This is a genomic window from Streptomyces telluris (genome assembly GCF_024519335.1).
GTDB classification, from domain to species: Bacteria; Actinomycetota; Actinomycetes; order Streptomycetales; family Streptomycetaceae; genus Streptomyces; species Streptomyces telluris.
The window spans coordinates 23,289-48,925 of the sequence record NZ_JANIID010000022.1; the positions used below are offsets into that span (position 1 = coordinate 23,289).

The window sequence follows — 25,637 nt, forward strand, 5'->3', positions numbered from 1 at the left end:
GCGTCGCACCGGTGTCGCTGTCGATGACGGAACGGCTGCGGGGCGCTGCGCTCGGGGCGGGGCTCAGTCGTGGTTGCCGAACAGGGAGCGGCGCAGGCGTCTGAGCGGCGCCAAGAGGGAGACCTTCGCGGTCCGGCTCTGCTTGGTGCGCGTGTGATCACGCGTGGTCAGCTCGCGCATCAGCAGGGTCGCCCCTTCGACTTCGCGCTGGGGCACGGCAGGCCCGCCCAGCACCGCGAGATGGCGGTCGAGGCGCGCGCTGGACGCACCGCTGTTGCAGCTGATGGCAGGCACCCGTGGCCTGCCGCGCATTGCTATCTGATCCATTGAGACTCCCCACCCGAACGAGGCACCCGGCTCAGGCAGGGTAACCCTACCGCCCTATTCCGTCACCCGCGCATCGGCGGGGCGGATTCACCACTCCGTCAAGGGCGTTGACAGGGCTGGCGTGAACCTGCCGTCACTGTGGGCGAGTTAGCGGGACAAGGATATGCAGAAGAGGGGGTAATCACGCTCCGTTGCGGTAGATTCACCCCGAATCGCTCTCTTGGTGGAGGGGGCCCGTCGATGAGCGGGACGTTCGGGGGCGGTCCGGAGGGCGCAGCGGTGCCGCCGGACCGGGTGGTGGCGGGCCGTTACCGGCTGCTGGAGCGGTTGGGCCAGGGCGGCATGGGCGTGGTGTGGCGCGCGCGGGACGAAGTGCTCGACCGCGAGGTGGCCGTCAAGGAGGTCCGGGCGCCGTCGGGCCTGCTCGAGCACGAGATCCGGCAGCTGTACGTGCGCCTGGAGCGCGAGGCCCGGGCCGCGGCGCGCGTCTCGCACCCCCATGTCGTCACCGTCTTCGACGTGGTCTCCGAGGACGGGCGGCCCTGGATCGTCATGGAGCTGGTGCGCGGCCTGTCCCTGGCCGACGTCCTGGAGGCCGAGGGCCCGCTGGCCCCGGCGCGCGCGGCGCACATCGGCGCTGGTGTGCTCTCCGCGCTCCGGGGGGCGCACGCGGCGGGCGTGCTGCACCGGGACGTAAAACCGGGAAACGTCATCCTCGCCAACGACGGGCGTGTCGTGCTCACCGACTTCGGCATCGCGACGGTCGAGGGGAGCTCGGCGCTGACGCGGACCGGGGAGCTGGTGGGCTCGCCCGAGTTCCTGGCCCCCGAGCGGGCGCTGGGGAATCCGCCGGGGCCGGGGTCCGACCTCTGGTCCCTCGGGGTGACGCTGTACGCGACGGTGGAGGGCGTCTCCCCCTTCCGTCAGGACACCCCGCTCTCCACCATGCGGGCCGTGGTGGACCAGCAGCTCCCGGCGCCCGTGCGGGCAGGGGCGCTCGCGCCCGTCCTGGAGGGGCTGCTGCGCAAGGATCCCGCCCTGCGGCTCGGCGCCGAGGAGGCGGAGGGGATGCTGCGGGTGGTGGCGCAGGGCGGCACCCTCTCCACCCCGGGCGCACTGCCCACCGCCGAGGCCCCGACGGTCCCGGCGCACCCGCGGCGCGATCCGCCCGACGGGCCGGCGACGCCCTCCGGGGAGCACGGCGCCGGCGGCTTCGGCCCGCCGGGCAGCGACGGGCCGTATGGGCCCCCGGAACCTCCGGGCGGCCTCGGCACCACCGGTGACGACCGGCGGCGCCGCCCGGGTCTGGTGTTCGCGGTGGCCGCCGTCGTGCTCGCCCTGCTGGTGGGCGGGCTGGCCTGGGCCTTCAGCAGGGGCGAGGGCGACGAGGACGGCTCCTCCGGCGGCGGTGTTGCGGGCTCCACCGTGCCGGACAAGAACCCGGGGTCGCGCTCGGCGTCCGCGGACGGCGGCGGGAAGACCGCGGACGGCGGCGGCGACACCTCGTACGGCCTGCGGGTCTCCGTCGAGGCGGTGCGCGACTCCTACACCGGCCCCTGCCCGCCGAAGAGCGCGGGCCCCTCCTTCCGGGTGACCTTCACCGTCGACCGCACCCCCGCCCGGCTCTCCTACCGCGTGGTCACGGGCAGCGGTCAGGTCGACCCCTGGCGGACCTCCGACGTCACGGCGGGCAAGAGCCTCGGCCTGACGTACGTCGAGACCGAGCACGGCACGGGCAGGGACTGGCTCGCGGTCGAGGTCAGGAGCCCTCAGAAGATCACCTCCAATCGCGTTCCGTTCACCGTCACCTGCCAGGGGCCGCCGTCGGGCCGCCCCTCGGGCGGGCCGTCGTCGGCGGGACCGTCCCGCCCCTCCCGGTCGCCGGGCCCGTCGTCCTCCGCGTCGACGGACCCGCCGTACGGGTACTGAGCGGTCAGGCGGCCCTGGAGAAGACCGGCAGGTAGCCACCGGACTGACCGGCCGCGGTCGGGTGGTAGGAGCTCTCCACGGGCAGGGTCACGCTGTTGAGCCAGGGGCTGCCGGAGCACAGCTCGTGACCCGCGAAGGCGGCCGCGGCGTCGCCGTAGGCGAAGCCGTGGTCGGCGACCCGCTTGGCGATGACGGAGTTGAGCAGGTCGGCCGCGGCGTTGATGGCCTTCCTCTTGGTCTCGCTGAGCCCGGCGCAACTCGCGCCGAGTTTGTAGAAGCGTGGATATCCGAGGACGACGACATGAGCGGAAGGCGCTCTTCCCTTAATGGCGGTATAGACCTTGTCGAGTTCACCGGGAAGGGTGTTCTGGACAAATGTGCGGGCCTCATTGATCCGGTTGATGCAGGCGCTGTCGGAGTTGAGCACACACGTGACCATGGTGTCGCTGAAGCCGGCGTCGTTCCCGCCGATGCTGAGCGAGACGAGCCCGGTCGAGCCGTTCAGCGAGCCGAGTTGCTTGCCGAGAACATCACCCGTTCGGGCCCCCGCGCAGGCGGCGAAGGCAAAGCTCGCGGGGGCGTGCGCGGCGGCCCAGAGCGCAGGGTACGACTTGGCGCTGCGCTTACAGTCCCCGCTGTTCGTGTAGTAGCTCCCGGCCCCCAGACCGGACGAATAGGAGTCACCGAGCGCCACATAGGCGGGAGTTGCGGGCTTCGTCGAAGCCTGGGCGGAGCCGGCTCCGGTGAGGGCCAGGGTGGCGGCGAGGGTGATCGCGGAGAGGGAACCCGCGAGGCGGGACAGCTTCATGGAACCTCCTTTACCAGGGTTTCTGCCGTACCCGTGGTAGCAGCAGCCCGTGGCGATCGGAAGTGTCCATGTCAAAAGTGTGAGCCAGTGAACGCTCAACCACCGACACCGGCGGACATTTTGACGGCCCGACATATTCGTGCAGTATTCATCTGACCGAAAGACTCCGGTTCCGTGCCGATCGGGTAACCGGAGGCCGTTTGCACGGCCTTCACATCTTGACGTCGCTCCGCCGATTGCGCGACATTGAAGCCTCGGCATCCGGCGCTTCGGGGGGCAAAGTCGCCAATGCAGAGCTTCACAGATCCCACCGGTATCACCGGCTCGTCCGGCTCACCCGGCTCTTCAGTCCCGTCCGGCACGCCCGGACCTTCCGGCCCGTCCGATCCGGCCTCGGCCACCGACCCGTCCGCACCGCCGGCCGCACCCGACCGGCCGGGCGGCGCGCGCACACCGGCCGGGGATTCCCTTCCCGTGGCGGCCGGGGCCGCCACGGCGATCGCGGGCGTCGGCGCCGTGCTGGCGCTCGCGGACATCGGCTCACCCCTGCGTGCGCCGTTCACGCTCTTCTTCCTGCTCGTCGCGCCGGCCTGCGCCGTGGGGGCGGCGCTGCGCGGCCTCGATCCGCTGAGCCGCTCCGTGGTGGCGGCCGGCGGGGCCGTCGCCGTCGACGTGCTGGTCTCCCAGGCCATGCTCGCGCTCCACACCTGGACGGTGCGGGGTGGCGTCGCCGCGGTCGCGGCCGTCAGCCTTCTCCTGTTCCTGCTGGCACACGTGCGGCACCACCGCACGGCGAAAAGTCGGGCTTCCTGAGGTGAACATCAGCGTGTACCGGCCCGGTGACCTCACCGCGGCCGACCGGGCGGCCTGGTCTGCCCTGCAGGCGGCGGCGGTCGAGGACGGCTCGCCGCAGCTTGCGAATCCTTTCCTCGCACCCGAGTTCGCCCTCGCAGTCGGCCGGTGCCGGGCCGGGGTGCGGATCGCGGTGGTGCGCGAGGACGGCGAGCCCGTGGGCTTCTTCCCGTACCAGCGCACCGCCCTCGGGGTGGGCCGCGCGATCGGGCTCGGGCTCTCGGACGCCCAGGGGCTCGTCCACCGGACCGGCTTCCAGTGGGACGCCCGTGAGCTGCTGCACGCCTGCGGGCTCTCGGTGTGGGAGTTCGACCACCTGGTGGAGGGGCAGAAGCCGTTCGAGGTGAGCGCCTCCGGGGCGTTCCGCTCGCCCGTGATGGATGTGGAGCAGGGCTTCGAGTCCTACCTGGCGGCCCTGCGCAAGCAGTCGCCGAAGTTCCTCCGCGCCACCTTCGCCAAGGAGCGCCGGCTCGGCCGCGACGTCGGCGACGTGCGCTACGTGCACGACGAGCGCGACCCGGAGATGCTGCGGACCCTGATCGCCTGGAAGTCGGCGCAGTACCGAAGAACAGGCCGCAGCGACCGGTTCGCGCGTCCCTGGATAGTGCGCCTGGTCGAACAGCTCTTCCACACCAGGACGGAGTCCTTCGCGGGGCTGCTGTCGGTGCTGTACGCCGGGGGACGGCCGGTCGCGGCGCACTTCGGGCCCCGTTCGCGGCAGGTGCTCTGCTGCTGGTTCCCGTCGTACGACCCGGCGTTCGGGAAGTTCTCGCCGGGCCTGCTGCTGCACCTGCACATGGCGGAGGGGGCGGCCGCCGCGGGGATGGCCTATCTCGATCTCGGCCGGGGCGACAAGGCGTACAAGGACTCGCTGAAGACGCGTGAACTCAGCGTCTGGGAGGGGTGGGTGATGCGGCGTCATCCGGTGGCGCTGGGGCACCGGGCCCGGCGTGCGCCGGTGCGCGCCCTGCGCAACACCGTGGTGTCCCGGCCCGAGCTCTTCGAACCCGCCGACCGGTTGCTCAAGCGCGTGGGAAGGCTGCGTCAGGGCGACTGACGGCGCATTGCGCCCGGCGCGCGCCGCCAACGACGCAAAGCGTCAACATGATGCATGACTTGGGCGCAAAAAACACCCAAAGGAGGAGTCACCGCACCAGCTCTTGCCATACAGTCTCAACCATCAATACCGTCGTACATCCACCCGCATCGGCCCATCATGCAAAGCGGCTCAGGGGAGGGCAAGCGTCGCGATGGTGCCCGGGGCGGGGCGCGGTGGGGGGTGCCGCGTCCGGCTGATCAGAATCGCCGTGTCGCGTTGACCGCGCGGCGAACAAGTGTTGCCAGCTCGCCCGGCCCATGCGGCGATGAGCGCCGTCAGGGCGGGGTGAGTACCCCCTTTTCGAACCGGATACGCCACAGGACCGCTCGGGGCGGGCGGTCCACCGGACGAGAGGGACATCCGAGTCATGAGTTCTTTTCTGCGCCCGGCGGCTGATCAGGAGGCCCTGGTCGCCGCCCATTACCGCCCGGTGACGTCGCATCTCGCGATAGCTCCACCCGTGAGCGTCGTCATCCCCGCCATGAACGAGGCGGAAAATCTCCCGTACGTCTTCAAGACGCTGCCGGAGTGGGTCCACGAGGTGGTCCTCGTCGACGGCAACTCCACCGACGACACCATCGAGGTCGCACGGCAGCTGTGGCCGGACGTGAAGGTGGTCCGGCAGCTCGGCAAGGGCAAGGGCGACGCCCTCATCACCGGCTTCGCCGCCTGCACGGGCGAGATCATCGTGATGGTCGACGCCGACGGCTCCGCCGACGGCAACGAGATCGTCAGCTATGTGTCCGCGCTCGTCGGCGGCGCGGACTTCGCCAAGGGCTCGCGCTTCGCCAACGGCGGCGGCACGGACGACATGACGCCCATCCGCAAGCTCGGCAACCGCGTGCTCTGCTCGATCGTCAACCACAAGTTCGGCGCCCGCTACACCGACCTGTGCTACGGCTACAACGCCTTCTGGAGGCACTGCCTGGACGAGATCGCCCTCGACTGCGCCGGCTTCGAGGTCGAGACCCTGATGAACATCAGAGTCGTCAAGGCGGGCCTGCGCGTCCAGGAGATTCCCAGCCACGAGTTCGTCCGCATCCACGGCACCAGCAACCTGCGGGCCGTGCGCGACGGGCTGCGCGTACTGAAAGTGATCCTGCAGGAGCGCGGCACCCGGCGGCGCCGCCCGCAGCGGCTCGCCATCGCACCCGCGGCCAACCGTGGGGAAGTGTCTTGACGATCACGGCCGGCCCGGCGGACGGCGCCGGAGCGGCCACGGGCCCCTCGGTCTCGGTGGTCATCTGCGTGTACACCGAGGACCGCTGGGACGACATCGTCGCCGCGGTGGCCTCGGTCCGCGAGCAGTCCCGGCCCGCGCTGGAGACACTGGTGGTCGTGGACCACAATCCGGCCCTGCTGCGGCGGCTCGCCAAGCACTTCGGGGACGACGGCTGTGCCGGGGACGGGGTGCGGGTGCTCGCCAACGCGGGCCCCCGCGGCCTGTCCGCGGGCCGCAACACCGGCATCGAGGCCTCGTCCGGCGAGGTCATCGCCTTCCTCGACGACGACGCCGTCGCCGAGCGCGACTGGCTGCGGCACTTCGCGGAGGGCTATGCCGACCCCAGGGTGATGGCCGTGGGGGGCCGCACCCAGCCGGTGTGGGAGTCCCGGCGGCGGCCCGCCTGGTTCCCCGAGGAGTTCGACTGGGCCGTCGGCTGTACGTACCGGGGGCTGCCGCCCGGCAGGGTGCCCGTCCGCAACGTCCTCGGGGGCAACGCCTCCTTCCGCCGGTCGGCCTTCGAGCTGGCCGGCGGGTTCGCCTGCGGCATCGGCCGCGACGGCGACCGGCTGCCGCTGGGCTGCGAGGAGACGGAGCTGTGCATCCGGCTGACGCGGGCCATGCCCGAGGCGGTGTTGCTGATCGACGACCGGTCGGTCATCCACCACCGGGTGCCCGCGGCCCGCGAGCGCTTCCGCTACCTGTGGACCCGCTCGTACGCCGAGGGCCTGTCCAAGGCCCTGGTGGCGCAGAGCGTGGGGGCACAGGCCGGGCTGGCCTCGGAGCGCCGGTACGCCACGCGGGTGCTGCCCGCCGGTGTCGCCCGCGGGGTGCGCGACGCCCTGCTGGGCAGGCCCGGCGGGGCGGGGCGGGCCGGGGCGATCCTGGCCGGGGTGACGGCCGCGGCCGGCGGCTATGCGGTGGGCACGCTCCGGGCGCGCCGCAGCGGCAGCCGGTACGCGGTGGCGGCGACACAGGAGCCGGCCGGGCCGAGACCTCCGGCAGAGGAGGCCGACGCATGAGCACGTCCCGGGTCCCGATACTGATGTATCACGCGGTGGCGCACGCTCCCGCGCGCGCCACCTACGGCCTGTCGGTCTCGCCGCACGCGTTCGCACGGCAGATGCGGCTCCTGGCCGACCGCGGGTTCCACCCGCTGACGGCCGAGGAGCTGGCCACGGCGTGGCGCTCCGGCTCCGGGCTGCCCCGGAAGCCGGTGCTGATCACGTTCGACGACGGCTACGAGGGCGTGCACCGGCACGCCCTGCCCGCGCTGGCGGAGCACCGCTTCCGCGCCACGCTGTTCGCCTCCACCGGCTGGCTCCGCGGCCCGCACGACACCGGGGGCGCGCTCGACCTGATGCTGAGCTGGGGCCAGGTCAAGGAGCTGGCCGCCTCGGGAATGGAGATCGGGGGGCACAGTCACACGCACCCGGAGCTGGACCAGCTCCCGGACGACCAGCTGTGGTTCGAGGTGCTGAAGTGCCGCGAGGTGCTGGCCACGGAGCTGGGGCGGGCTCCGGTCTCCTTCGCCTACCCCTATGGCTATTCCAGCCGCAGGGTCCGCCGCATCGTGCGGGCGGCGGGCTTCGGCATCTCCCTGGCCGTGGGCAACGGCCTGGCCGCCCGTCCCCAGGGGCCCTACGCCCTGGAGCGGGTGACGGTGCGGCGCTCGACGGGCATCGCCGAGTTCGAGCGGCTCGTGGAGGGCCGGGGCGTGGGACGGATCTTCGCCCGGGACCGGACGCTCACCAAGGGCTACGCCCTCTACCGCAGAACCCGTCAGGTCGTCAGGAAGGCAACCGAAACCCGTGTCTGACACGTCCACCCGAACCGAGGAGCGGGAGACGGAGGGACCGGCCGGCCGCAGGCTGCGGCTGCCGGGGCGGGGCGGCGGCAGCCCGCTGTTCCGCAACGCCTTCGCGCTGATGCTCAACACGGGCATCAGCGCCGTCCTCGGGCTCGGGTACTGGCTGATCGCCGCCCGGTACTACACGGAGGAGGCGGTCGGCCAGGGCTCGGCGGCCATCGCCGCGATGAAGCTCCTGGCGGGGCTCACCGCGGTGACCCTGACCGGGGGGCTGGCGCGGTTCATCCCGGTCGCCGGGCGGACGACGGGCAAGCTCGTCTTCCGGACGTACGCGGGCAGCTCGCTGCTCGTCGCGTCCGCGGCGTGCGTCTTCCTGCTCACCCTGGGCTCGTGGGGGCCCTCGTACCACTTCCTGAACGGCTCCCTCAACGGCCTGGGCTTCGTCGCCGCCGTCGTCGCCTGGTCGGTGCTCACCCTGCAGGACGGGGTGCTGACCGGCCTGCGCCGGGCCCTGTGGGTCCCGGTGGGCAACACGGTCTTCTCGGCCGCGAAGCTCGCCCTGCTGGTGGCGCTGGCGGCGTCGCTGCCCACCTCCGGGGTGTTCGTGTCGTGGGTGGTCTCGATCGGCGTGTCGGTGCTGCCGCTGGGCTGGCTGGTCTTCCGCCGCCTGGTGCCCCGGCACGTGACCGCGACGGAGGCGATCGCGCGGCCCGCTTCGTACCGGGAGATGGGCCGCTTCCTCGCCGGGGACTACACGGGATCGCTGTTCTCCCTGGCCGTGGTCTACCTGGTGCCGGTGATCATCGCCTCCCAGGTCAGCTCCGAGGACAACGCGTACTTCTACATCACCACCACCATCGGCGGCACGGTCAACCTGCTCGCCATCAACATGGGCGCGTCGCTGACGGTGGAGGGCTCGCACGACCCGGCGCGGCTGGCGGAGAACTGCCGGGCGGCGCTGCGCCGGATGGCCACGATCATGGTGCCGGTCTGTCTGCTGCTGTTCCTCCTCGCGCCGTACATCCTGCGCGTCTTCGGCCCCGGCTACGCCCACGCGGCCACTCCGCTGCTGCGCTGGTTCGCCGTGGGCGCGGCGCTGCGCGTGGTCATGGAGGTCTACTTCGCGGTGCTGCGGGCGCAGAGCCGCACGGCCGGACTGGCCTATCTCCAGGGGCTGCTGTGCGTGCTGGTGCTCGGGCTGACGCTGGTGCTGCTGCCGCGCATGGGGCTCACGGGTGCGGGGGTGGCCGAGATCTGCAGCCTGGCCGTCATCGTCTCCATCTCGGCGGTCAAGCTCCGCCGGATACTGCGCGCCTCCCGGCCGGAGCCCGCGGCCTACGCCCCCGACGTGGCCCCGGACGGCGATCTGGCCGACCTGGCGGCCCGCGGCGACCGGCGCGACGCCCCGCGCACCGAGCCCCGCGGGCTCCGGCGCGGGGCGCGGCACGGCATCACCCGTGGCTTAGGAGGTGAGGGCGAGCAGGAGCCCGGGGAGAGAGACAGCGGCGCCTACGGCACCCGCTGGGCGCTGCGCGCCGCGCTCGACGCCGACACGATGCCGCTGGGCGTGCGGCTGGACTTCGACCACTTGGAGAGGCGCCCTGATCTCCGGCACACCCCGGAGGCAGTCGTCGTGTCCCACTCCGTCTCCCCGGCCGCGTCCCAGGCGGCCTCCGAGCAGCCCGTCGCGGGGCCCGCGCGGGAGAAGGCCGCACAGGACAAGTCCGCGCAGGAGAAGGGATCCGCTCCCCCGGGCCCGGCGCCGTGGTGGAGCGGCCCCGAGGCGACGGTCTGGCTGCTGCTCGCGGCCGCCCTCGCGCTGTACTGGCTGCCGCTGGTAGGCGTCGGCGAGCTGGCACTGGACCGCATGGGCGGGCTCGGCCTGGTCTCCGTGCTGCCCGTGGCGACGCTGGGGGGCGTGGCGCTGCTGGTCGTCTCCTTCGTGGCCGCGCTGCGGCTGGACGGGCAGCGGCGCCGGCTGCTCACGGCCGTCCTGCTGCTGACGGTGATCTCCCTGCACGCCCTGCCGGCGGTGCTGGAGGACCAGCCGCGCTTCGCGACGGCCTGGCAGCACCTGGGCTTCCTGGACTTCATCGACCGCACGGGCGTGGCGGCGCCGGACCTGGACGCCCGCTGGAGCTGGCCCGGCTTCTTCGCCCTGATGGCGTTCGCCGCGAAGACGGCCGGCGTGAGCGACCTCACCGAGGTGCTGCGCTGGTGGCCGACGGCGATCCAGCTGCTGTGCCTGGCGCCGCTCGCGCTGCTGCTGCGGGCCGTGCGCGCGGGGTGGCGGGCGAAGTGGACGGCGGCCTGGCTGTTCGTGCTCTGCGGCTGGGTGGGGCAGGACTACTTCTCGCCCCAGGCCCTCAACTACTTCTTCTACCTGCTGTTCGCCGCGGTGCTGCTGGTGTGGTTCCGCTGGCCCCGGCAGCTGCGCGGCACGCTGCTCCCGGGCGAGACGGAGCCGCAGCCGGCCGGGCGGAGGGCGCAGGGCGCGCTGCTGGCCGTGGTCATCGCGCTGTTCGCGGCGTCGGTGGCCAGCCACCAGCTGACGCCGTTCGTCATGCTGGGGGTGCTGACCGCCCTGGTGCTCACCCGCCGCTCCACGCTGCGCGGGCTGCCGCTGCTGTGCGGGGTGATGCTGATTGTGTGGGTGGGCTTCCTGGCGGAGCCCTACTGGTCGGGCCATTTCGACGAGCTGTTCGGCGGCCTGGGCTCCCTCGGCGGCAATGTCTCCTCGTCGGTCTCGGGCCGGATCGAGGGCGGCAGCCCCGTCCACAAGCTGGTGCTCTACGCCAGGGTGGTGCTCGCGGGCGGGGTGCTGTCCTTCGCCGCGATCGGCTGGTGGCGCCGCCGCCGGGCGGGGATCGGCGACGTGGCCCTGCTGGTGCTGACCGGGGTGCCCTTCCTGGCCTTCGGCATGCAGTCCTACGGCGGCGAGGTGGCCCTGCGGGTCTTCCTCTTCGCCCTGCCGGGCGCGTGCGTGCTGGCGGCGCTCGCACTGTTCCCGCACGCCACGGAGCGGCCCGGCCGACCGGTCCTCGCCCCGGTGGCCGCGCTGCTGGCAGGCCTGGTCCTGATCTTCGGCTTCCTGGTGGCCCGCTGGGGCAACGAGTCCTTCGAGCGGGTGCGGCCCGGCGAGGTCGCCGCGATGGACTTCGTGTACGCGCACGACGAGCCGACCGTACGGCTGCTGTGGATGAGCAGCGACCCCTCGAAGAACGTCACCCCCGCCATGCCGTGGGGTGCCCGGGACATGGAGCGGGTGCACTACGACGCGACGCTCGCCCCGCGTGATCCGGCCCGCGTGGACGATCTGGTCAGCGCGCTCCGCAAGGCGGGTCCCCGGGCGTATCTGATGGTCAACCGCGGCCAGTCCGTCTATCTCGAACTCGACGCAGGCTATGCGGCGGACTGGGACTCCCGGATGCGGTTCACGCTCGACGGCCGGCCGGAGCTGCGGCGCGTGCTCGTCAACGACGATGCGGTGCTGTACGAGCTGAAGGACAAGCCGGCCGGTGCGGCCCCGGAGCCCCGGCCGGGCCCGGCGGGCCCCCGGGTGACGTGGACGCCGGTGTCGGTGATCGGCGGTCTGGCGGCGGTGGCGCTGCTGGTGCTGCTGACGGCGCGGGAGGTGCTGCGGGTCGCGGCCCGGCCGGGGGTGCGTCAGCTGCGCTGGCTGCAGGGGTCGTACTGGTTCGCGCTGCCGCTGCTGCTGGTCCTGCTGGCGTCGCTGGTGCACCGCTTCGCGACGATGTCGTGAAGCGGGCCCCGTAGCCCGCTCCGGCGAGAGTCAGCCGGTCCAGCGGATCTCGTTGGGCGCGAGGTCCAGGCTGTTGCCGTCGACCTCGACGGTCAGCCGGCGGTCCTGCATGTTGACGACGAGGGTGGTGCTGCCCGAGGCGAGGGCGGACACGGCGTCGCGGTTGTCGCCCGTGACCTCCGGGATGCGCAGCTCGGCGCCGGGCGGGAAGGCCTTCCCGAAGCGGGACAGCAGGTCCAGCATCGGCAGCCCGCCCCCGCCGCCCTTGAGTTCGGTACTGCGCCACAGGCAGCCCGGGCAGTCCGCACCCGTCTCCTCGGGGTTCCAGTAGAAGGCCGCGGAGACGCCCGAGCGGGCGAAGTGGATCAGGGCCGTGGCGTGGACGGCGGTGCGGTGCGGCTCGGACCAGGACTTGCGGTCGTCGTTGGCGTCGGCGGGCTCCACGTACCACTCGGACCACCACACCGGCAGGTCGACGGTCCTGCGCAGCCATGTGGTCACGTCGGCGAACTTGCGGGTCGCGGCGAACTCGTCGGGGAAGAACTTGCTGTCCTCACGGGTATAGCTGGCGCCGTCGACGACGAGGAAGTCGGCGCCCTTCTTGTGGGCGTTCCAGTATGTGAGGGCGTCGACGACCCGCTGGTCGACGGAGCCCCAGGGTCCGCGCAGGGAGGAGGCGTTGGAGGAGGAGCCGGGCGGATTGCTGTCCATGCTGAGGTACGGGCCGCCGACGAGGTTGGCCCTGTTCTGCTTCTTCAGCTCCGCGTAGACCAGGTTGTACAGCTCGGTGTAGCCCTCGTAGTTCCAGCGGTTGCGGCCCTCGTCGTAGAAGCCCTTGAACTCGTTCCAGACGATGAAATGACGAACGTCCGGATAGCGCTTGGCGATGACGCCGGCCAGCTTGGCGAAGTCCTTGTAGTGGGCGCGGTCGGGCGCCTTCTCCAGGGACTTCAGCGACCAGTCGGTGCGCTCCCCGCCGCCCTTCATCCAGTCGGGCGCGCAGCACAGGGTGAGCACGGGGGTCGTGCCGGTCTTGCGCATGTAGGCGACGCGGCGGTCGAGATCGCCGAAGTTGTACGTGCCGGGCCTGGGCTCGGGGTTGTCGACGCCCCAGCCCATGATGTGCTGGTTCTGCGGCATGCGGGAGGCGGTGAGCAGCCCCGCCGCGGTCCGCCGGGCGGCGTCGTCACCGCGGTCGGCGCTGTACTGGGTGTGGGTGAAGCCCCAGCCGAGCTCCAGCGCCGCCCTGTCCCCGTTCGCGCCGTCCGGCGAACCGTCCCCTCCCGTCTGCCGGCCGGTCGCCCAGAGGACCACCAGCAGGGCCAGGGCGAGCGCACCGGCCGCGAGCAGTACGGCGAACCGCCACCGCCCGGCCCGCCGCCACCCGGCCCGCCAAAACGTCCGACTCACACCCCGTCGTCCCATCACGGGCAAGCGTATCCGCGGCCGAAACGATGTGCGGCGCCTTCCGGGCGAACGTGGACGGGTGTTGCGCATCCGGTCGTGAATCAGGGGAAAACACGGGTGCGCACGGGCTCTCCGTGCCGGATCATGGGCGGCATGTGTGCCGACCGCCGACCGAGCGCCAGGAGGCAGGCCCTGCCCACCGACCCGGACTTCACTCCGACCGAGAAATCGCTGCCCATCCGTCTCAACGTGGACGACAGCGACTCGCCGTCCGATGTCATCGACGCCCTCTTCCTGGGCCGGTTCGCCACCGGCGAGCAGCCGTACGCGCAAAGCCGCTCCGTGGACCGCGTGAAGTCCGGGGCCACGCTCCTGCCGCCGGCGGCCCACGTGGTGCGCGCCGCCCGCGACGACGACCGCAGCGCGACCCTGGCCGAGGGCGACGGCTGGACGCTGCTGATCTCCCGCTGGAACCGGGGCGCGGACGTCTCGGTCACGGCCACCAGCGACGAACTGGCCAAGAAGGTGCTCGGCCAGGCCGTGGAGGGCGCGGAGGACGAGCCCGAGCCGCAGCCCGAACACGTGACCATGGGTTTCTGGTACGTCTCGCCGCGGCGCGGCCCGCACCGGACGACCCGCCAGATCTCCGCCGGCACGTGGGAGGAGGTCCGGCCCAACTACACCGCGCGCGTCGCGGACGCCATGGACCGGCTGATGAAGATCACCCCGGATGACATCGCGGGCCGGCTGCTCCTCCTGCACGGCCCGCCCGGCACGGGGAAGACCTCCGCCCTGCGCACGCTCGCGCGCTCCTGGCGGGACTGGTGCCAGGTGGACTGCGTGCTGGACCCCGAGCGGCTCTTCAACGACGTCGGCTATCTGATGGACATCGCCATCGGCGAGGACGACGGCGGCTCCAAGGGCCGCTGGCGGCTGCTGCTCCTGGAGGACTGCGACGAGCTGATCCGCGGCGAGGCCAAGCACACGGCGGGCCAGGCCCTGTCGCGGCTGCTGAACCTCACGGACGGGCTGCTCGGGCAGGGCCGCAACGTCCTCGTCGGCGTCACCACCAACGAGGACCTGGAGCGGCTGCACCCCGCCGTGGTGCGGCCGGGCCGCTGCCTGGCCCGCATCGAGGTGGGCCCGCTCAGCCGCGCGGAGGCCGTGGGCTGGCTGGGCACGGACCAGGGCGTGGGCCGCGAGGGCGCGACGCTCGCGGAGCTGTTCGCCTTGCGGCGCGGCGGCGGGCCGGCGTCGGTGCCGCCGCAGCACGACGGGGCGGACGCGGGGTTGTATCTGTGACGCCCCCGCCATGACGCGCCTCATGGCCTCCGGCCCGGGTGGTTCCGGCACCGCCGGTACGCCACGCGGTGGCTGAGCGCCGCTGCGGCGGGGGATTTCGGCGGGGCCCTTGTCGTGATTCCGCCGCAGCGGCGACAGGCCACGACGGCGCGGCCCGGCGGTGCCGTGCAGGTCGTCGGCCCGGGTGGGCTAACCGTAGACCGCGCGGAGGGCTTTCTCCGCCGCGGCGCGGGCCGCCTCGTGGTCCAGGCCCAGGCGGTGCGCGCGCTGCGCGAAGGCCGCGGCCGCGGCCGCGGCCTCCCGTGCCGCCGTGTCGCCCGGCGCGGCGACGAACGTGCCGTTGCGCCCGCGTGTCTCGATGACCCCGTCGGCCTCCAGGGCGCGGTAGGCCTTGGCGACGGTGTTCGCGGCGAGGCCCAGTTCTTCGGCGAAGCCGCGCACCGTGGGGAGCTTGTAGCCGACGGGGAGTTCGCCGGAGCGGGCGCGTTCGGCGATCCGGGCGCGGATCTGCTCGTAGGGCGGCTCGGCCGCGTCCGGGTCGACGGTGATCTTCAGGGCCACGCCCGGACTCTACCGCTTCCCCCGCGCCTACAGCTCCAGCGCGGTGTCGTGCATGCGCAGCCACGTGTCCAGGTTGAGGACGAGTTCGGTGGCGGAGCGGAAGGACTCGCCGGCGTCGTCGGCGAGGGAGCCGGCGACGGCGGCGGTGTCGAGCAGGGGCCGTACGGGCGCGTCCTTGTCGGCGAGGACCCGGGAGAGCTCGGCGCGCAGGGCTGCGGCGTAGCGGGGGTCCTGGATGCTGGGGTACGGGCTCTTGACGCGGTCGGCGACGACGTCCGGGAGGAGGTCGCGGGTGGCGGCGCGCAGGAGGGACTTCTCGCGGCCGTCGAAGGTCTTCATGGCCCAGGGGGTGTTGAAGACGTACTCGACGAGGCGGTGGTCGCAGAAGGGGACGCGGACCTCCAGGCCGACGGCCATGCTGGCGCGGTCCTTGCGGTCGAGGAGGAGCTGGACGAAGCGGGTCAGGTGCAAGTAGCTGATCTCGCGCATGCGCCGTTCCAGGCCGGTCTCGCCGGGCAGGCGGGGCACTTCGGCGAGCGCTTCGCGGTAGCGGGTGTCCTCGTAGCCGGCGAGGTCGAGCTTGGCGAGGAGGCCGCGGTCGAGGAGGGCGGAGCGGCCTCCGCTGTGCTCGCCGGCGAAGCGGTCGGCGGCCCCGGCTGCGGCCCAGGGGAAGGTGCCGGCGTGCACGTGGGCGGGGTCGTGGAACCAGCGGTAGCCGCCGAAGACCTCGTCGGCGGACTCGCCGGACAGGGCGACGGTGGACTGCTCGCGGATGGCCTTGAAGAGCAGGTAGAGGGAGACGTCGCCGTCGCCGAAGCCGCTGATGGGCATGTCGCGGGCGGTGAGGACGGCGTCGCGGTTGGCCTTGGCCATCAGGTCGGCGGCGTCGAGGACGATGTCGGAGTGGTGGGAGGCGACGTGGGCGGCGAGGGCGTGGGCGTAGGGGCCGTCGGGGGTGGGGCGCAGGGGGTCCGGGCGGAAGTTCTCGGTGTGGCCGGTGAAGTCGACCGAGAAGGAGCGCACGGGGCCGGCTCCGGCGTCGGCGAGGCCCTTGGCGGCGAGGGCGGTGATGGCGGAGGAGTCGAGGCCGCCGGAGAGCAGGGTGCACAGGGGGACGTCGGCGATGAGCTGGCGGCCGACGATGTCGTCGAGCAGGTCGCGCACGTGGCGGACGGTGGTCTTGAGGTCGTCGGTGTGCTCGCGGGACTCCAGGGCCCAGTAGCGGCGCAGGATCAGGCCGCCGCGGCGTATGCGGGCGGTGTGGCCGGGGGGCAGTTCGTACATGCCCTTGTAGGCGGCGTGGCCGGGGGTCTTGGTGAAGGCGACGAGCTCGGCGAGGCCCTCGGCGTCGACGGCGGGGCGTACGGAGGGGTGGGCGAGGATCGCCTTGGGTTCGGAGCCGAAGAGGACGCCGTCGGGCGTGGGGTGGTAGTAGAGCGGCTTGATGCCCATGCGGTCGCGGACGAGGAGGAGTTCCTCGGTGCGCGGGTCCCACAGGGCGAAGGCGTACATGCCGTTGAGGCGCTCGGTGAAGTCCTCGCCCCATTCGAGGTAGGCGTGCAGGACGACCTCGGTGTCGCTGCCGGTGCGGAAGGCGTGCCCGCGGCTCTCCAGCTCGGACCGCAGCTCGCGGTAGTTGTAGACCTCGCCGCTGTAGGTGGTGACGAGCAGGGTGCGGCCGTCGCGTTCGACGCGCATGGGCTGGGTGCCGCCCTCGATGTCGATGACGGCGAGGCGGCGGTGGCCGAGGGCGGCGTGGGCGTCGAGCCAGGTGCCGCCGGCGTCGGGTCCGCGGCAGGCCATGGTGTGCGTCATCGCGTCGAGCGTGCCGCGCGCGGTCGTGAGGGCCGTGAGGTCCTGGTCGTAGGAGATCCATCCGGTGATCCCGCACATCGTTGCGTTCTCCCCTTTCGGTAGGCCGCCCCGGGTGCTGTCCCGGGTACGGCTGCTCCCCCGTGGGGTGCGGGCCCCGCCTCGGGGGCGGCGGGGACCGCGGGGATCACGGTACGCCCATATAGATGCATTCACCATCCATGTAGGAGTAAAACGCTGGGAAACCAGTGGGAACCGGCCAACTCCCCTGCCCCGCCGCACGATCGCGGACCCGCCGCCCGGGACGGAGAGGCACGCTCAGGACAGGAAGCGGAAGGCGGGCGCCGGGTGCATCAGGAACTCGTGGTGCGAGATGTTCCAGGCGTACGCGCCCGCCATCGCGAAGGCGATCCGGTCCCCCGCCCGCAGCTCGGCGACCGGGACCGCCCGCGCGAGGACGTCCTTCGGGGTGCACAACTGGCCGCTGAGGGTGACCGGTTCGTCCAGTGCGGCCGGGCGGGGCCAGGGGTGCTCCCAGGTGTCGACGGACAGCACCGTGAAGGGGTGGTCGTGCCCCTTGGCTGCGGGCGTGCGCATGTGGTGGGTGCCGCCGCGCACGACCGCGAACGCCTCGCCGTGGCTGTGCCGGACGTCGAGGACCTCGGTGACGTACCAGCCGCAGTGGGCGGCCAGCGCCCGCCCGGGCTCGATGCGCAGGGTGTAGCCGGGGTACGCGGCGGCGAGGGCGGCCAGGCCCGACCCGTAGGCGGCCCAGTCGAAGCGGGTGTGCGGGCGGGCGTAGTCGACGGCCATGCCGCCGCCCACGTTCACCTCGTCCAGCCCGAGGCCGTGCCGGGTGTCCAGCTCGCGCGCCCAGGCCGTGACGCGGGCGGCGACGGCGAGCAGGGCGGGCGCGGGGAGCCCGCTGGCCAGGTGGGCGTGGATGCCGCGCAGCCGCAGCCGGGTGCCGCGCAGCAGGGGCAGGCAGGCCTCGGCGCGGCGCGGGTCGAGGCCGAAGGGGCTGGGCCGCCCGCCCATGGCCAGGGCCGCGCCGGCCAGCTCGCCGTGCCCGGCGCGGCTCTCTCCGTCCTCCTCGCCCACGGGGAGGTTGACGCGCAGCAGGATGTCCACGGGCGCCTCGCCGGGGCGTTCGGCGGCGAGGGCGGCGAGCAGCCGTAGTTCGCTCTCGCTCTCCACGTGGATGCGCTCGGTCCCCAGGTCGAGGGCGAGCCGCAGTTCGGGCTCGGTCTTGCCGGGGCCGCCGAAGGCGAGCGGCAGGCCGGGGACGGCCTCGCGGACGTGGGCCAGTTCGCCGCCGGAGGCGACCTCGAAGCCGCTGACGTGCGGGGCGAGGGCCTGCAGGAGCTCGGGGGCGGGGTTGGCCTTGGCCGCGTAGTACAGCTCCGTCTCCGGCGGCAGGGCCGCGCGCACCTCGGCGGCGTGCCCGGCCAGGGCCGTCAGGTCGTAGACGTAGGCGGGCAGTTCCCCGCCGGGCAGGTCGGCGGCGTGCCGGGCGACACGGGGAAGGATCACTGTGCGGCGCTCCAGGTGGTCTCGGTGCGGGCGGCCGGGGTGAGGGCGGCCGGGGTGAACGCGGACAGCAGGTCCGGCACCAGGGGTGAGGAGATGCGCACGTAGCCGGCGTCCCGGTCGGCCTTGCGCTCCCAGCGGGTGAGGAGGTTGGCCTTGGCGGGCAGCGGCACCCCGGCGACGAGGGCGCGCAGCAGCGGGGGGTTGCCGTGGGCGGCGGCGCGGTCGGCGAGGACGCGGCGGACGGCGGTCCACAGCTCGGGTTCGAGGCGGGGGTGGCGGTCGGCGAGGGCCGCGAGCATCTCGGCGACGTGGTTGACGACCAGGCAGTACACGACGCGGTCCCAGCCGCGTTCGCGGTCGTACGTGAGGGGGCGGGCCACGTCCGCGGGGAGCGCCGCGAGGGCCGCGCCGTGGTGGCCGGGGAGCAGCTTGGTGCCCTCCAGGTCGCGGAAGAGGACCTGCCGGGGCATGCCGTCGGCGCCGACGCCGAGGACGACGTTCTGCAGGTGGGGTTCGAGGACGACGCCGTGGTCGAAGTAGGCCGCGAGCACGGGCGGGACGAGCAGCGCGAGGTAGGCCTTCCACCAGGCGAGGGCCCGCGCCGGGCCGCCGCCGCGCAGCAGTGCGCCGAGGTGGGCGCCGCCGGTGGGGTACTCGTCGGCGACGGCCGCGGCCAGCAGCCCGGTGACGCCGGGGGCGAGGCGGGCGCCGAGCCCTTCGCGGACGATGACGCCGAAGCCCTCGGCGAGTTCGCGGCTGCCGAGGTCGAGGGTGCGGTAGGCGGGTTCGCGCAGCAGGCCGGCGCCCGGGAAGCGGGCCGCGAGGTCGGCGGCGACGGGCTCCAGCAGGCGGGTGAGGGCGACGGCGCCGGTCAGCTCGTACTCGGCGTTCTTGCGCAGGCAGTTGGTGATGCGGATGTTGAGGCTGAACTTGAGGAAGTCCCGGCCGTCGTAGAGCGTCCGCACGGACGCGGTCGGCTCGAAGGGCTCGCCGCCGGGGCCGAGGTCGAGGACGTCGCCGCGGGCGAGGGCGGCGCGCAGCACGGGGTGCTCGCGCAGCATCGCGTACTGCCAGGGGTGGGCGGGCAGCAGCCGGTAGCCGTCGGGGACGGGCCGCTGCCGGTCGAGGGCGGCGAGGGACCCGTCGGCCGCGGCCTCCTGGCGCACGTGCTCGCGCCGCACGGCCAGGTGGTGCAGGGGGAAGCGGGCGCGGGCCTCGGGGGCGTAGCGGTCCCAGTCCTCGGGGGCGCCGGTGCGGGCCTTGGGGGTGGGGTGGAAGCGGTGGCCGAACAGCAGCGACTGCTCGGAGTCCATGTACGCGTCGGGGCCCGCCTCCCCGCGCGGGGCGGCGAGGGCCGCGGTGACGCCGGCGTGGCTGGCGGCCACCTGGCCGAGGAACTCCTCGTTGCGGACCCCGGTGCGCAGCTCCAGCTCGCGGTGGATGTGCTCGGCGAGCTCCTGCCACGTCAGCTCGGCCCAGGCGCCGTCGCGCTGGGTGCGGACGGGGCCGGTGAAGCGGTGCGCCCCGATCAGGGAGGCGCGCCGCAGCCCCACGCGGAGCAGGACGCCGCAGCGGGGCAGGCGCAGCACCAGGTGGCCGTCGGTGACGGCGGTCTGGTGCTCGGGCCCGGAGACCTCGCGGAGCAGGCAGTTGAGCAGCGTGTGGGCGACCACGTGGTCGGCGGTGGCCACGCCGGGGAGGGCGGCGGCGGGTGCGGAGGACATTCAGCGGCTCCAGCGGGTGCGGAGGAGGGTGGGGGTGCTGATGACGGCCGTCAGGGCGGCGACGGCGGATCCTGCGACGGCGGGTGCGGCCGGGCCCCAGAGGCCGGTGGAGGCGGCGGCTGCCGCTCCGGCGACGACGGCTCCGGCCTTGGATATGAACTCCAGCGAGCCGAAGAGGCGGCCGGGCCCGCGGCCCCGGCTCGCCTCGGCGGCCAGTGCGGACAGGCTGACCAGGCCGAGCGTCATGCCGGCGCCCAGGAGCAGCCGCAGCGCCACGAAGGAGGCGACGGTGCCGGCTCCCCAGTGCCCGGCGAGGGCGACGGCCACGCAGGCGAAGCCGGTGACGGCGCCGAGGTGCGGGCGGTGGGCGACGGCGGTGTGGACGGGCTTGGCCAGCAGCAGGTAGCAGGCGTGCGGGAGGGCGAAGAGCGCGCCGCTCGCGGAGGGGCCGAGGCCCGGCAGCCGCTCGCCGACCAGGGTGATGAGGTACGGGTAGGAGATGACGGTGGCGAGGACGAAGGCGAATTCGAGGGCGTAGAGGGTGCGCAGCGGCCCCGGCGGCGGGCCCGCCGCCTCCGGGGCGGCGGGTGCGGACGGTGCCGTGGGCGGCGGTTCGGGGAGGGCGGCCAGCATCAGGGCGGCGGCCAGCGGCAGCACGGCGAGGAGCGCGTACTGGCGGTGCGGGGGGAGCCAGGGCGTGAGGCCGCCGACGACGACGGGCGCGGCGACGAGCGCGAGGCGGGCGCTGCCCTGCATCAGGGTGAGTGCCCACGAGAGCCGGTGGCCGTCCAGGGAGGCGGCGAGGTAGCCGTTGGAGGCGGCGAAGGTGCCGCCGAGGACGCCCTGGAGGACGAGGGCGGCGGCGAAGGCGGGCAGGCTGTCGGCCAGCCCGGCGAGCAGGAAGGACAGCGCCAGGCCGAGCTGGGCGCGCAGCAGGAGCCGCTTGCGGCCGTAGCGGTCGGCGAGCCGGCCCCACAGGGGTGCGCCGAGGGCGCCGAAGACGGTGGGGACGATGTAGAGCAGCCCGGCCCACCGGGCGCCGTGGTCGCCGAGGGCGGGCAGGATCTCGGTGAGGTAGGGCGGCAGGCCGAGGGCGGCGAACGACGCGACGAAGTAGCAGGCGGCGACGGCGTGGACCTGGCGGGTGCGCAGCACGGGCCGTTCCTCGCGGGTGCGGCCGCCGTGGAGTACGGCCGTCATCTTCCTGCTTCCCGCAGGTAGTTGGGCCCTTGGACGTAGTGCTTGTTGATGTCGGCCGCGCCCGAGCGCTCCTTGGTGAGCAGGGTGCCGGCGGTGACCATGGCCTTGACCGGCAGCCGGTCGGCGTCGAGGACGCGGGCGCGCAGCACGGCGGCGGCGCCGGGTGCGGTGCGGGCGGTGCGGTCGACGGCTTCGGCGAGCCGGTCGCGCAGGCGGGCGAGGAGCTCGCCGAGGGGGGCGCGGCCGAGCCGGGCGAGCTCGAAGAGGGGGGCGGCGGCGCAGAGGTGGACGGTGATGGTGGCGAACACGTCGGCCACGGGGCCGTCGCCGGCCACGAGGATGCGCCGGTCGTCGAAGCCCAGCAGGTCGGCGGCCTCCCCGCCGAGCCGGGCGGCCAGGCGCACGCCGTGCACGCGCGGCCCGTCGTTGTCCTTCAGCAGCAGCCGCATCCGGGTCCGGCCGCCGGGGGCGTCCAGCACGAGGGAGGTGTTCTGCTGGTGGGACTCGAGGCCTATGCCGTACGAGAAGAGGGTGGTGTGCCAGTCCAGGAGGAGCGTGAGGTAGGCGTCGAGGAGGGCGGCGAGGGAGCCGTCGTAGTAGCGGTCGGCGAGTTCGTCGGCGACGAGGGAGCCGCCGGGGGTGCGGGCGAGCAGCGCGGCGACGGGCAGGACGTGGGCGTCCTGCAGGCCGGCGGGGTAGCGGCGGGCGAGGACGGCGAGGAGTTCGTGGTCGGACTGCAGGTGAGTGCGCTCGTCGGCGAGGAGGATCCGCCCGGCGAAGCGCGGCTCGTGGGTCATGAGCTCTTCGAGGAGGCGCTGGCCGGTCTCGCCGTCGAGGAGCGTGCCGGGCTTGATGGTGCGCCGGTTGCGCAGGCCCAGGGTCGCGGTGGCGAGGGGCAGTTTGAGGTGGACGGCGGGGTCGTCGGCGACGGCGACGGTCCGGGTGGAGAGGGTGGGCAGCACCTCCAGCCAGGGCTTCTCGGCGAAGCGGGCGGAGCCGCTCAGCCCGGTCTCGCGCAGGGCCGCGTCCAGGGGGCCGGCCGCGGTGAGCGGGTGGACGGGCAGGGCGACGTGGGTGGCGTCCAGCCCGCTCAGGCCGAGCCCGGCGGGGGTGGGCCACCAGGAGGGCAGGCCGGAGCGGTCGCCGCGCACGGCGCCGTGCGGGAGGGCGAGCCAGCGCAGGGCGAAGGAGGGGTGGAACTCGGGGGCGTACGCGCGTAGTTCATCTTCGCTGAGGCCGGCGCGGGAGCGGCCGGTGGGGTAGACGGGGTGGTCGCGGTAGGCGGCGAGGGTGTCGTAGGCGAGGGAGCCGCCCGGGCCCGTCCAGCCGTCGGTGCGCTCCCCGTACGTCTGCGCCAGGTGCGCGGTGACGCCGTCGCGGACGCGGTCGTGCAGGCGGGCGGCGGCCAGCGCCTCCTCGCACTCGGCGAGGAAGGCGTCGTAGCCGGCCCGGTCCTCGGGGGGCACCGCGGCGCGCAGCCGGGTGAGGACGGGGCGCAGCCCGGTGAGAACGCCGTCGCCGGTCTCGACGAGCGGTTCGCGCGCCCGGACCTCGCACTGGAAGCCGTCGGGGCCGACGGGCAGCAGGACGGTTCCGTCGGCGGTGCGCAGGTGGAGCCAGTCGCCGTCGGGGCGGTGCTCGGTGAGGGCGTGGCGGCGCAGCCCGTAGGCGTCCTCGCGGAGCAGGGTGCTGAGGACGCGCCGCAGGAGGTCGTCCTCCACCACGTCCGTACTGGTCAGGCTCATGACAGAATCTCCCAGCGCTGTGCGGCCAGGAATGCGTCGACTTCCCGGTCGATCCGGCCCTGGTCGGTGCCGGTCGCCCTGATGACGCCGAGGTAGTCGCGGTTGGTGCGATGGAGCGGGTGCGCCTCGCCGGTTCCGCGCAGCGGCCGGTAGACCAGCCGTACGCCGTCGCGCTCGGTGTCGCTCGCCGGGGGGGCTTTTTCGAGCGTACCCCCGCGGTCCGCGCAGACATACTCCACGCGCAACCGCCCGTCGGGTCGCGCGCCGAGGTCCGCGGGCAGCGGCTCGCCCAGGTGGGTGCGCAGGACGTGCTCGAAGAGGGGGACGCCGAGGGCGTCGGCGAGGGCGAGGTCGCACTGGTCGCCGATGGCGCGGTAGTTGACCTCGATGATGCGGGCGCGGGCGCCCTGGGCCACGTACTCGGTGTGGCAGGCGCCGAAGCCGATGCCGAGGGCGCGCAGTTGCCCCAGCACCTGTTCCGTGTGCGGCTGCGGCGGTGCGGGCAGCAGGTCGAGGCGTTCCTCGATGAAGTGCGGCAGCGGGGACAGGCGGGTGCGGAAGGAGGCGAGTGCGTGCAGGGCGCTGCCGTCGCCGAGCGTCTCCAGGGTGTGCAGCTCGCCGTCCAGGTACTCCTCGACGAGGAGGGAGGCGCCGGGCCTGCGGGAGCGGATGTCGTGGCAGTGGCGGACGAGGGAGGCCGCGTCCTCGGCGAGTACGACGTCCTCGCTGGCCACGCCCTCGCGCGGCTTGACGACGCAGGGGAAGGGCAGGCCCAGGTCCGCGAGCCGGCCGGGCAGGCCCTCCGGGTCGTCGCCGGGGGCGAGTTCGGCGGAGCGGACGGTGTCGGCGCCGGCCTCGGCGAGGCGGCGGCGCAGCAAGGCCTTGTTCTTGGCGTCGAGGGCGGCGCGCCAGTCCTTGCCGGGCAGGCCGAAGTAGGCGGCGGCCAGGGCGGCCTGGGGCTGGAGGTGGTCGCTGTTGGTGAAGACGGCGTCGGGGCGGGCCTGCCGGCCGAGCGCGGAGATCCGGGCGACGACCTCGCGGAAGTCGGTGACGTCGCAGCCGAGGACGGAGAGCTCGGGCAGTTTGCCGCCGTCGGCGACGCTCTGTTCGTACGCCCGGCGGTGGGCGGCGGGCTGGTCGGTGAGGAGGGTGACCTCGAGTCCGAGGCGGGCGGCCGCGGGCAGGAAGCCGAGGGTGACGGAGTCGGTCGGGTTCAGGGCGAGGAGGTGGAGCCGCACAGGAGCGCCTTTCGACAGGCTGCGGGGGGCGGTGGTGCCGGGGTGGTGGTGCCGGGGGCGGTGGTGCCGGAGGTGCGTGGGGGTATGCGTGGGACGTACGTGTTGGGGGGTGCCGCCGGGCCGTCTCGGGGAGGAAGGCGACGGCCCGGCGGCGGGTCCGGGGAACGGGGTGCCGCCGCCCGGGTCCGGGGGCGGCGCCGGAGCCGGGGCCGGGGTGAACCGGCCCGGCGGACCGGCTACTTGGGGGCGTCGACGCCCGCGGCCTTGGCGACGTCGTCCACGACGCGGTTGGCGGCCTGGATGCCGATGCCGGACATCCACGTCTCGTCCGGCACCTGGACGACCTTGTCGTTCTTGACGGCGCCGAGGCCCTTCCACAGCGGGTTGTCCTGGACGGCGCTCTGCTGGGTCTTCTCGGGCTCGTCGGCGACGGTGACGAAGATGAGGTCGGCGTCGGCCTTGTCGATCTGCTCCGGCGAGACGTCCGTCATCGGGGCGTCGACGTCCTGCGAGGCGGGGCGGCGCAGGCCGACGTCGGAGAGGACGACGCCGCTGAAGGAGGCCTTCTGGTAGAGGCGCGTGGGGCCGGCGACGAAGCGGACGACCGACGCGGTCGGCATCGTGCCGTTGTTCTTCTTCTTGATCTCCTCACCGAGGGCCTTGGCGCGCTTCTCGTACGCGCTCATGGCCGTCTCCGCCTCCTTCTCCAGGCCAAGGGCCTTGGCGTGGACCTTGAGGTTCTCCTTCCAGGGCGCGCCGGTGGTCTCGGTGAAGACGGTCGGGGCGATGCCCTTGAGGCGGTCGTAGACCTTGGCGTGGCGGACCTTGGAGGACAGGATCAGGTCGGGCTTGAGGGAGATGATCCGCTCGATGTTCGGCTCGGCCATGGGGCCGACGTCCTTGGTGTTCTTCGTCTTCGCCGACAGGTACTGCGGGAAGCCGCCCTCGGTCTTCATGTGGGGGGAGACCGCGCCGACGGGCTCGATGCCGAGCATGGTGACGTCGTCGAGTTCGCCGGTGTCGAGGACGACGACGCGCTTGGGCTTCTGCTTGATCTCGGTGGTGCCCATGGCGTGGGTGACCGAGCGCGGGAAGCCGGTGTCCCCCGCGGCCTTGTCCTCGTCCTTGGCCTTCTCGTCGCCGCCGCACGCGGTGAGCGCGGCCGTACCGATGATCACGGCGAGGAGCGCGGCGAGCGCTCCGCGCAGCCGGTGGAGGGGTGGTCTGAGGTGGGTGGTCACGGCGGGCTCCAGTCTGAGCGGTAGGGGAGGGACGGGTGTGGGGGGGTGGGGCTGGGGGTTCTGC

General features: G+C 73.5%; 19 protein-coding genes. 8 read left to right on the forward strand and 11 right to left on the reverse strand.

Features of this window, described 5'->3' with window-relative positions:
- Window positions 1-63: 63 nt before the first annotated feature.
- Entirely contained in the window at window positions 64-327 is a 264-nt protein-coding gene (locus tag NQU55_RS22515) for a hypothetical protein (protein WP_168092356.1), read from the reverse strand.
- A 240-nt stretch (window positions 328-567) separates the two neighbouring features.
- Between NQU55_RS22515 and NQU55_RS22520 the strand changes: the two genes are divergently transcribed.
- Window positions 568-2,256, forward strand: a complete 1,689-nt coding sequence (locus tag NQU55_RS22520; RefSeq protein WP_168092357.1) for a serine/threonine-protein kinase — start codon at window positions 568-570, stop codon at window positions 2,254-2,256.
- A 4-nt stretch (window positions 2,257-2,260) separates the two neighbouring features.
- On the opposite strand, the gene NQU55_RS22525 is transcribed toward NQU55_RS22520, so the two are convergent.
- Window positions 2,261-3,064 carry an SGNH/GDSL hydrolase family protein gene (locus NQU55_RS22525; protein WP_168092358.1) on the reverse strand — a complete coding sequence of 268 codons (804 nt, stop codon included), beginning with the start codon at window positions 3,062-3,064 and terminating at the stop codon, window positions 2,261-2,263.
- A 474-nt stretch (window positions 3,065-3,538) separates the two neighbouring features.
- On the opposite strand from NQU55_RS22525, the gene NQU55_RS22530 reads away from it, so the two are divergent.
- The 6 genes from NQU55_RS22530 (at window position 3,539) to NQU55_RS22555 (ending at window position 11,810) form a co-directional block, all read left to right on the forward strand.
- Window positions 3,539-3,877 (forward strand): hypothetical protein, encoded by a 339-nt coding sequence (locus NQU55_RS22530; RefSeq protein ID WP_168092360.1) that lies wholly within the window; start codon window positions 3,539-3,541, stop codon window positions 3,875-3,877.
- Window position 3,878: 1 nt separating this feature from the next.
- Window positions 3,879-4,973, forward strand: a complete 1,095-nt coding sequence (locus NQU55_RS22535; RefSeq protein ID WP_256791018.1) for a GNAT family N-acetyltransferase — start codon at window positions 3,879-3,881, stop codon at window positions 4,971-4,973.
- Window positions 4,974-5,382: 409 nt separating this feature from the next.
- Entirely contained in the window at window positions 5,383-6,195 is an 813-nt protein-coding gene (locus tag NQU55_RS22540; RefSeq protein WP_168096569.1) for a glycosyltransferase family 2 protein, read from the forward strand.
- Window positions 6,192-7,259: a glycosyltransferase family 2 protein gene (locus NQU55_RS22545; RefSeq protein WP_206330169.1), complete on the forward strand. Its 1,068-nt coding sequence runs from the start codon at window positions 6,192-6,194 to the stop codon at window positions 7,257-7,259. Before NQU55_RS22540 ends, NQU55_RS22545 begins: the two co-directional genes overlap by 4 nt.
- Entirely contained in the window at window positions 7,256-8,056 is an 801-nt protein-coding gene (locus NQU55_RS22550; RefSeq protein ID WP_256791020.1) for a polysaccharide deacetylase family protein, read from the forward strand. Before NQU55_RS22545 ends, NQU55_RS22550 begins: the two co-directional genes overlap by 4 nt.
- The gene (locus tag NQU55_RS22555; protein WP_256791021.1) at window positions 8,049-11,810 is read left to right on the forward strand and encodes a lipopolysaccharide biosynthesis protein; all 3,762 of its coding nucleotides are present in this window, start codon (window positions 8,049-8,051) and stop codon (window positions 11,808-11,810) included. Before NQU55_RS22550 ends, NQU55_RS22555 begins: the two co-directional genes overlap by 8 nt.
- A 30-nt stretch (window positions 11,811-11,840) precedes the next feature.
- Here NQU55_RS22555 and NQU55_RS22560 read toward each other — a convergent pair whose 3' ends face one another.
- Window positions 11,841-13,235, reverse strand: a complete 1,395-nt coding sequence (locus NQU55_RS22560; RefSeq protein WP_168093020.1) for a xylan 1,4-beta-xylosidase — start codon at window positions 13,233-13,235, stop codon at window positions 11,841-11,843.
- Between the two features lie 126 nt (window positions 13,236-13,361).
- Here NQU55_RS22560 and NQU55_RS22565 point away from each other — a divergent pair, with 126 nt between their 5' ends.
- Window positions 13,362-14,519, forward strand: a complete 1,158-nt coding sequence (locus NQU55_RS22565) for a DUF5925 domain-containing protein (protein ID WP_206329344.1) — start codon at window positions 13,362-13,364, stop codon at window positions 14,517-14,519.
- Window positions 14,520-14,708: 189 nt separating this feature from the next.
- Here the strand turns inward: NQU55_RS22565 and NQU55_RS22570 are convergent, their stop codons facing one another.
- The 8 genes from NQU55_RS22570 to NQU55_RS22610 form a co-directional block, all read right to left on the reverse strand.
- A complete protein-coding gene (locus tag NQU55_RS22570; RefSeq protein ID WP_168093018.1) occupies window positions 14,709-15,080 on the reverse strand; it encodes a GntR family transcriptional regulator in 372 nt (123 codons plus the stop codon).
- A 27-nt stretch (window positions 15,081-15,107) separates the two neighbouring features.
- Window positions 15,108-16,973, reverse strand: a complete 1,866-nt coding sequence (gene asnB, locus NQU55_RS22575; protein ID WP_168093017.1) for an asparagine synthase (glutamine-hydrolyzing) — start codon at window positions 16,971-16,973, stop codon at window positions 15,108-15,110.
- A gap of 237 nt (window positions 16,974-17,210) precedes the next feature.
- The gene (locus tag NQU55_RS22580; protein ID WP_168093016.1) at window positions 17,211-18,425 is read right to left on the reverse strand and encodes a type III PLP-dependent enzyme; all 1,215 of its coding nucleotides are present in this window, start codon (window positions 18,423-18,425) and stop codon (window positions 17,211-17,213) included.
- Window positions 18,422-20,149 (reverse strand): IucA/IucC family protein, encoded by a 1,728-nt coding sequence (locus tag NQU55_RS22585; protein WP_168093015.1) that lies wholly within the window; start codon window positions 20,147-20,149, stop codon window positions 18,422-18,424. Before NQU55_RS22585 ends, NQU55_RS22580 begins: the two co-directional genes overlap by 4 nt.
- Entirely contained in the window at window positions 20,150-21,349 is a 1,200-nt protein-coding gene (locus NQU55_RS22590) for an MFS transporter (protein ID WP_168093014.1), read from the reverse strand.
- Window positions 21,346-23,094: an IucA/IucC family protein gene (locus tag NQU55_RS22595; RefSeq protein ID WP_168093013.1), complete on the reverse strand. Its 1,749-nt coding sequence runs from the start codon at window positions 23,092-23,094 to the stop codon at window positions 21,346-21,348. Before NQU55_RS22595 ends, NQU55_RS22590 begins: the two co-directional genes overlap by 4 nt.
- A complete protein-coding gene (locus NQU55_RS22600) occupies window positions 23,091-24,332 on the reverse strand; it encodes an ATP-grasp domain-containing protein (protein ID WP_168093012.1) in 1,242 nt (413 codons plus the stop codon). Before NQU55_RS22600 ends, NQU55_RS22595 begins: the two co-directional genes overlap by 4 nt.
- Window positions 24,333-24,568: 236 nt before the next feature.
- Window positions 24,569-25,573, reverse strand: coding sequence for an ABC transporter substrate-binding protein (locus NQU55_RS22610; RefSeq protein ID WP_256791026.1), 1,005 nt, complete (start codon window positions 25,571-25,573; stop codon window positions 24,569-24,571).
- Window positions 25,574-25,637: the final 64 nt, after the last annotated feature.

Bases quoted from the DNA above. Each gene is read 5' to 3' on its own strand.
- NQU55_RS22515 (WP_168092356.1), bottom strand. From the start codon at position 327: ATGGATCAGATAGCAATGCGCGGCAGGCCACGGGTGCCTGCCATCAGC.
- NQU55_RS22520 (WP_168092357.1), top strand. From the start codon at position 568: ATGAGCGGGACGTTCGGGGGCGGTCCGGAGGGCGCAGCGGTGCCGCCG.
- NQU55_RS22525 (WP_168092358.1), bottom strand. From the start codon at position 3,064: ATGAAGCTGTCCCGCCTCGCGGGTTCCCTCTCCGCGATCACCCTCGCC.
- NQU55_RS22540 (WP_168096569.1), top strand. From the start codon at position 5,383: ATGAGTTCTTTTCTGCGCCCGGCGGCTGATCAGGAGGCCCTGGTCGCC.
- NQU55_RS22550 (WP_256791020.1), top strand. From the start codon at position 7,256: ATGAGCACGTCCCGGGTCCCGATACTGATGTATCACGCGGTGGCGCAC.
- NQU55_RS22560 (WP_168093020.1), bottom strand. From the start codon at position 13,235: ATGGGACGACGGGGTGTGAGTCGGACGTTTTGGCGGGCCGGGTGGCGG.
- NQU55_RS22565 (WP_206329344.1), top strand. From the start codon at position 13,362: ATGGGCGGCATGTGTGCCGACCGCCGACCGAGCGCCAGGAGGCAGGCC.
- asnB (WP_168093017.1), bottom strand. From the start codon at position 16,973: ATGTGCGGGATCACCGGATGGATCTCCTACGACCAGGACCTCACGGCC.
- NQU55_RS22585 (WP_168093015.1), bottom strand. From the start codon at position 20,149: ATGTCCTCCGCACCCGCCGCCGCCCTCCCCGGCGTGGCCACCGCCGAC.
- NQU55_RS22590 (WP_168093014.1), bottom strand. From the start codon at position 21,349: ATGACGGCCGTACTCCACGGCGGCCGCACCCGCGAGGAACGGCCCGTG.
- NQU55_RS22595 (WP_168093013.1), bottom strand. From the start codon at position 23,094: ATGAGCCTGACCAGTACGGACGTGGTGGAGGACGACCTCCTGCGGCGC.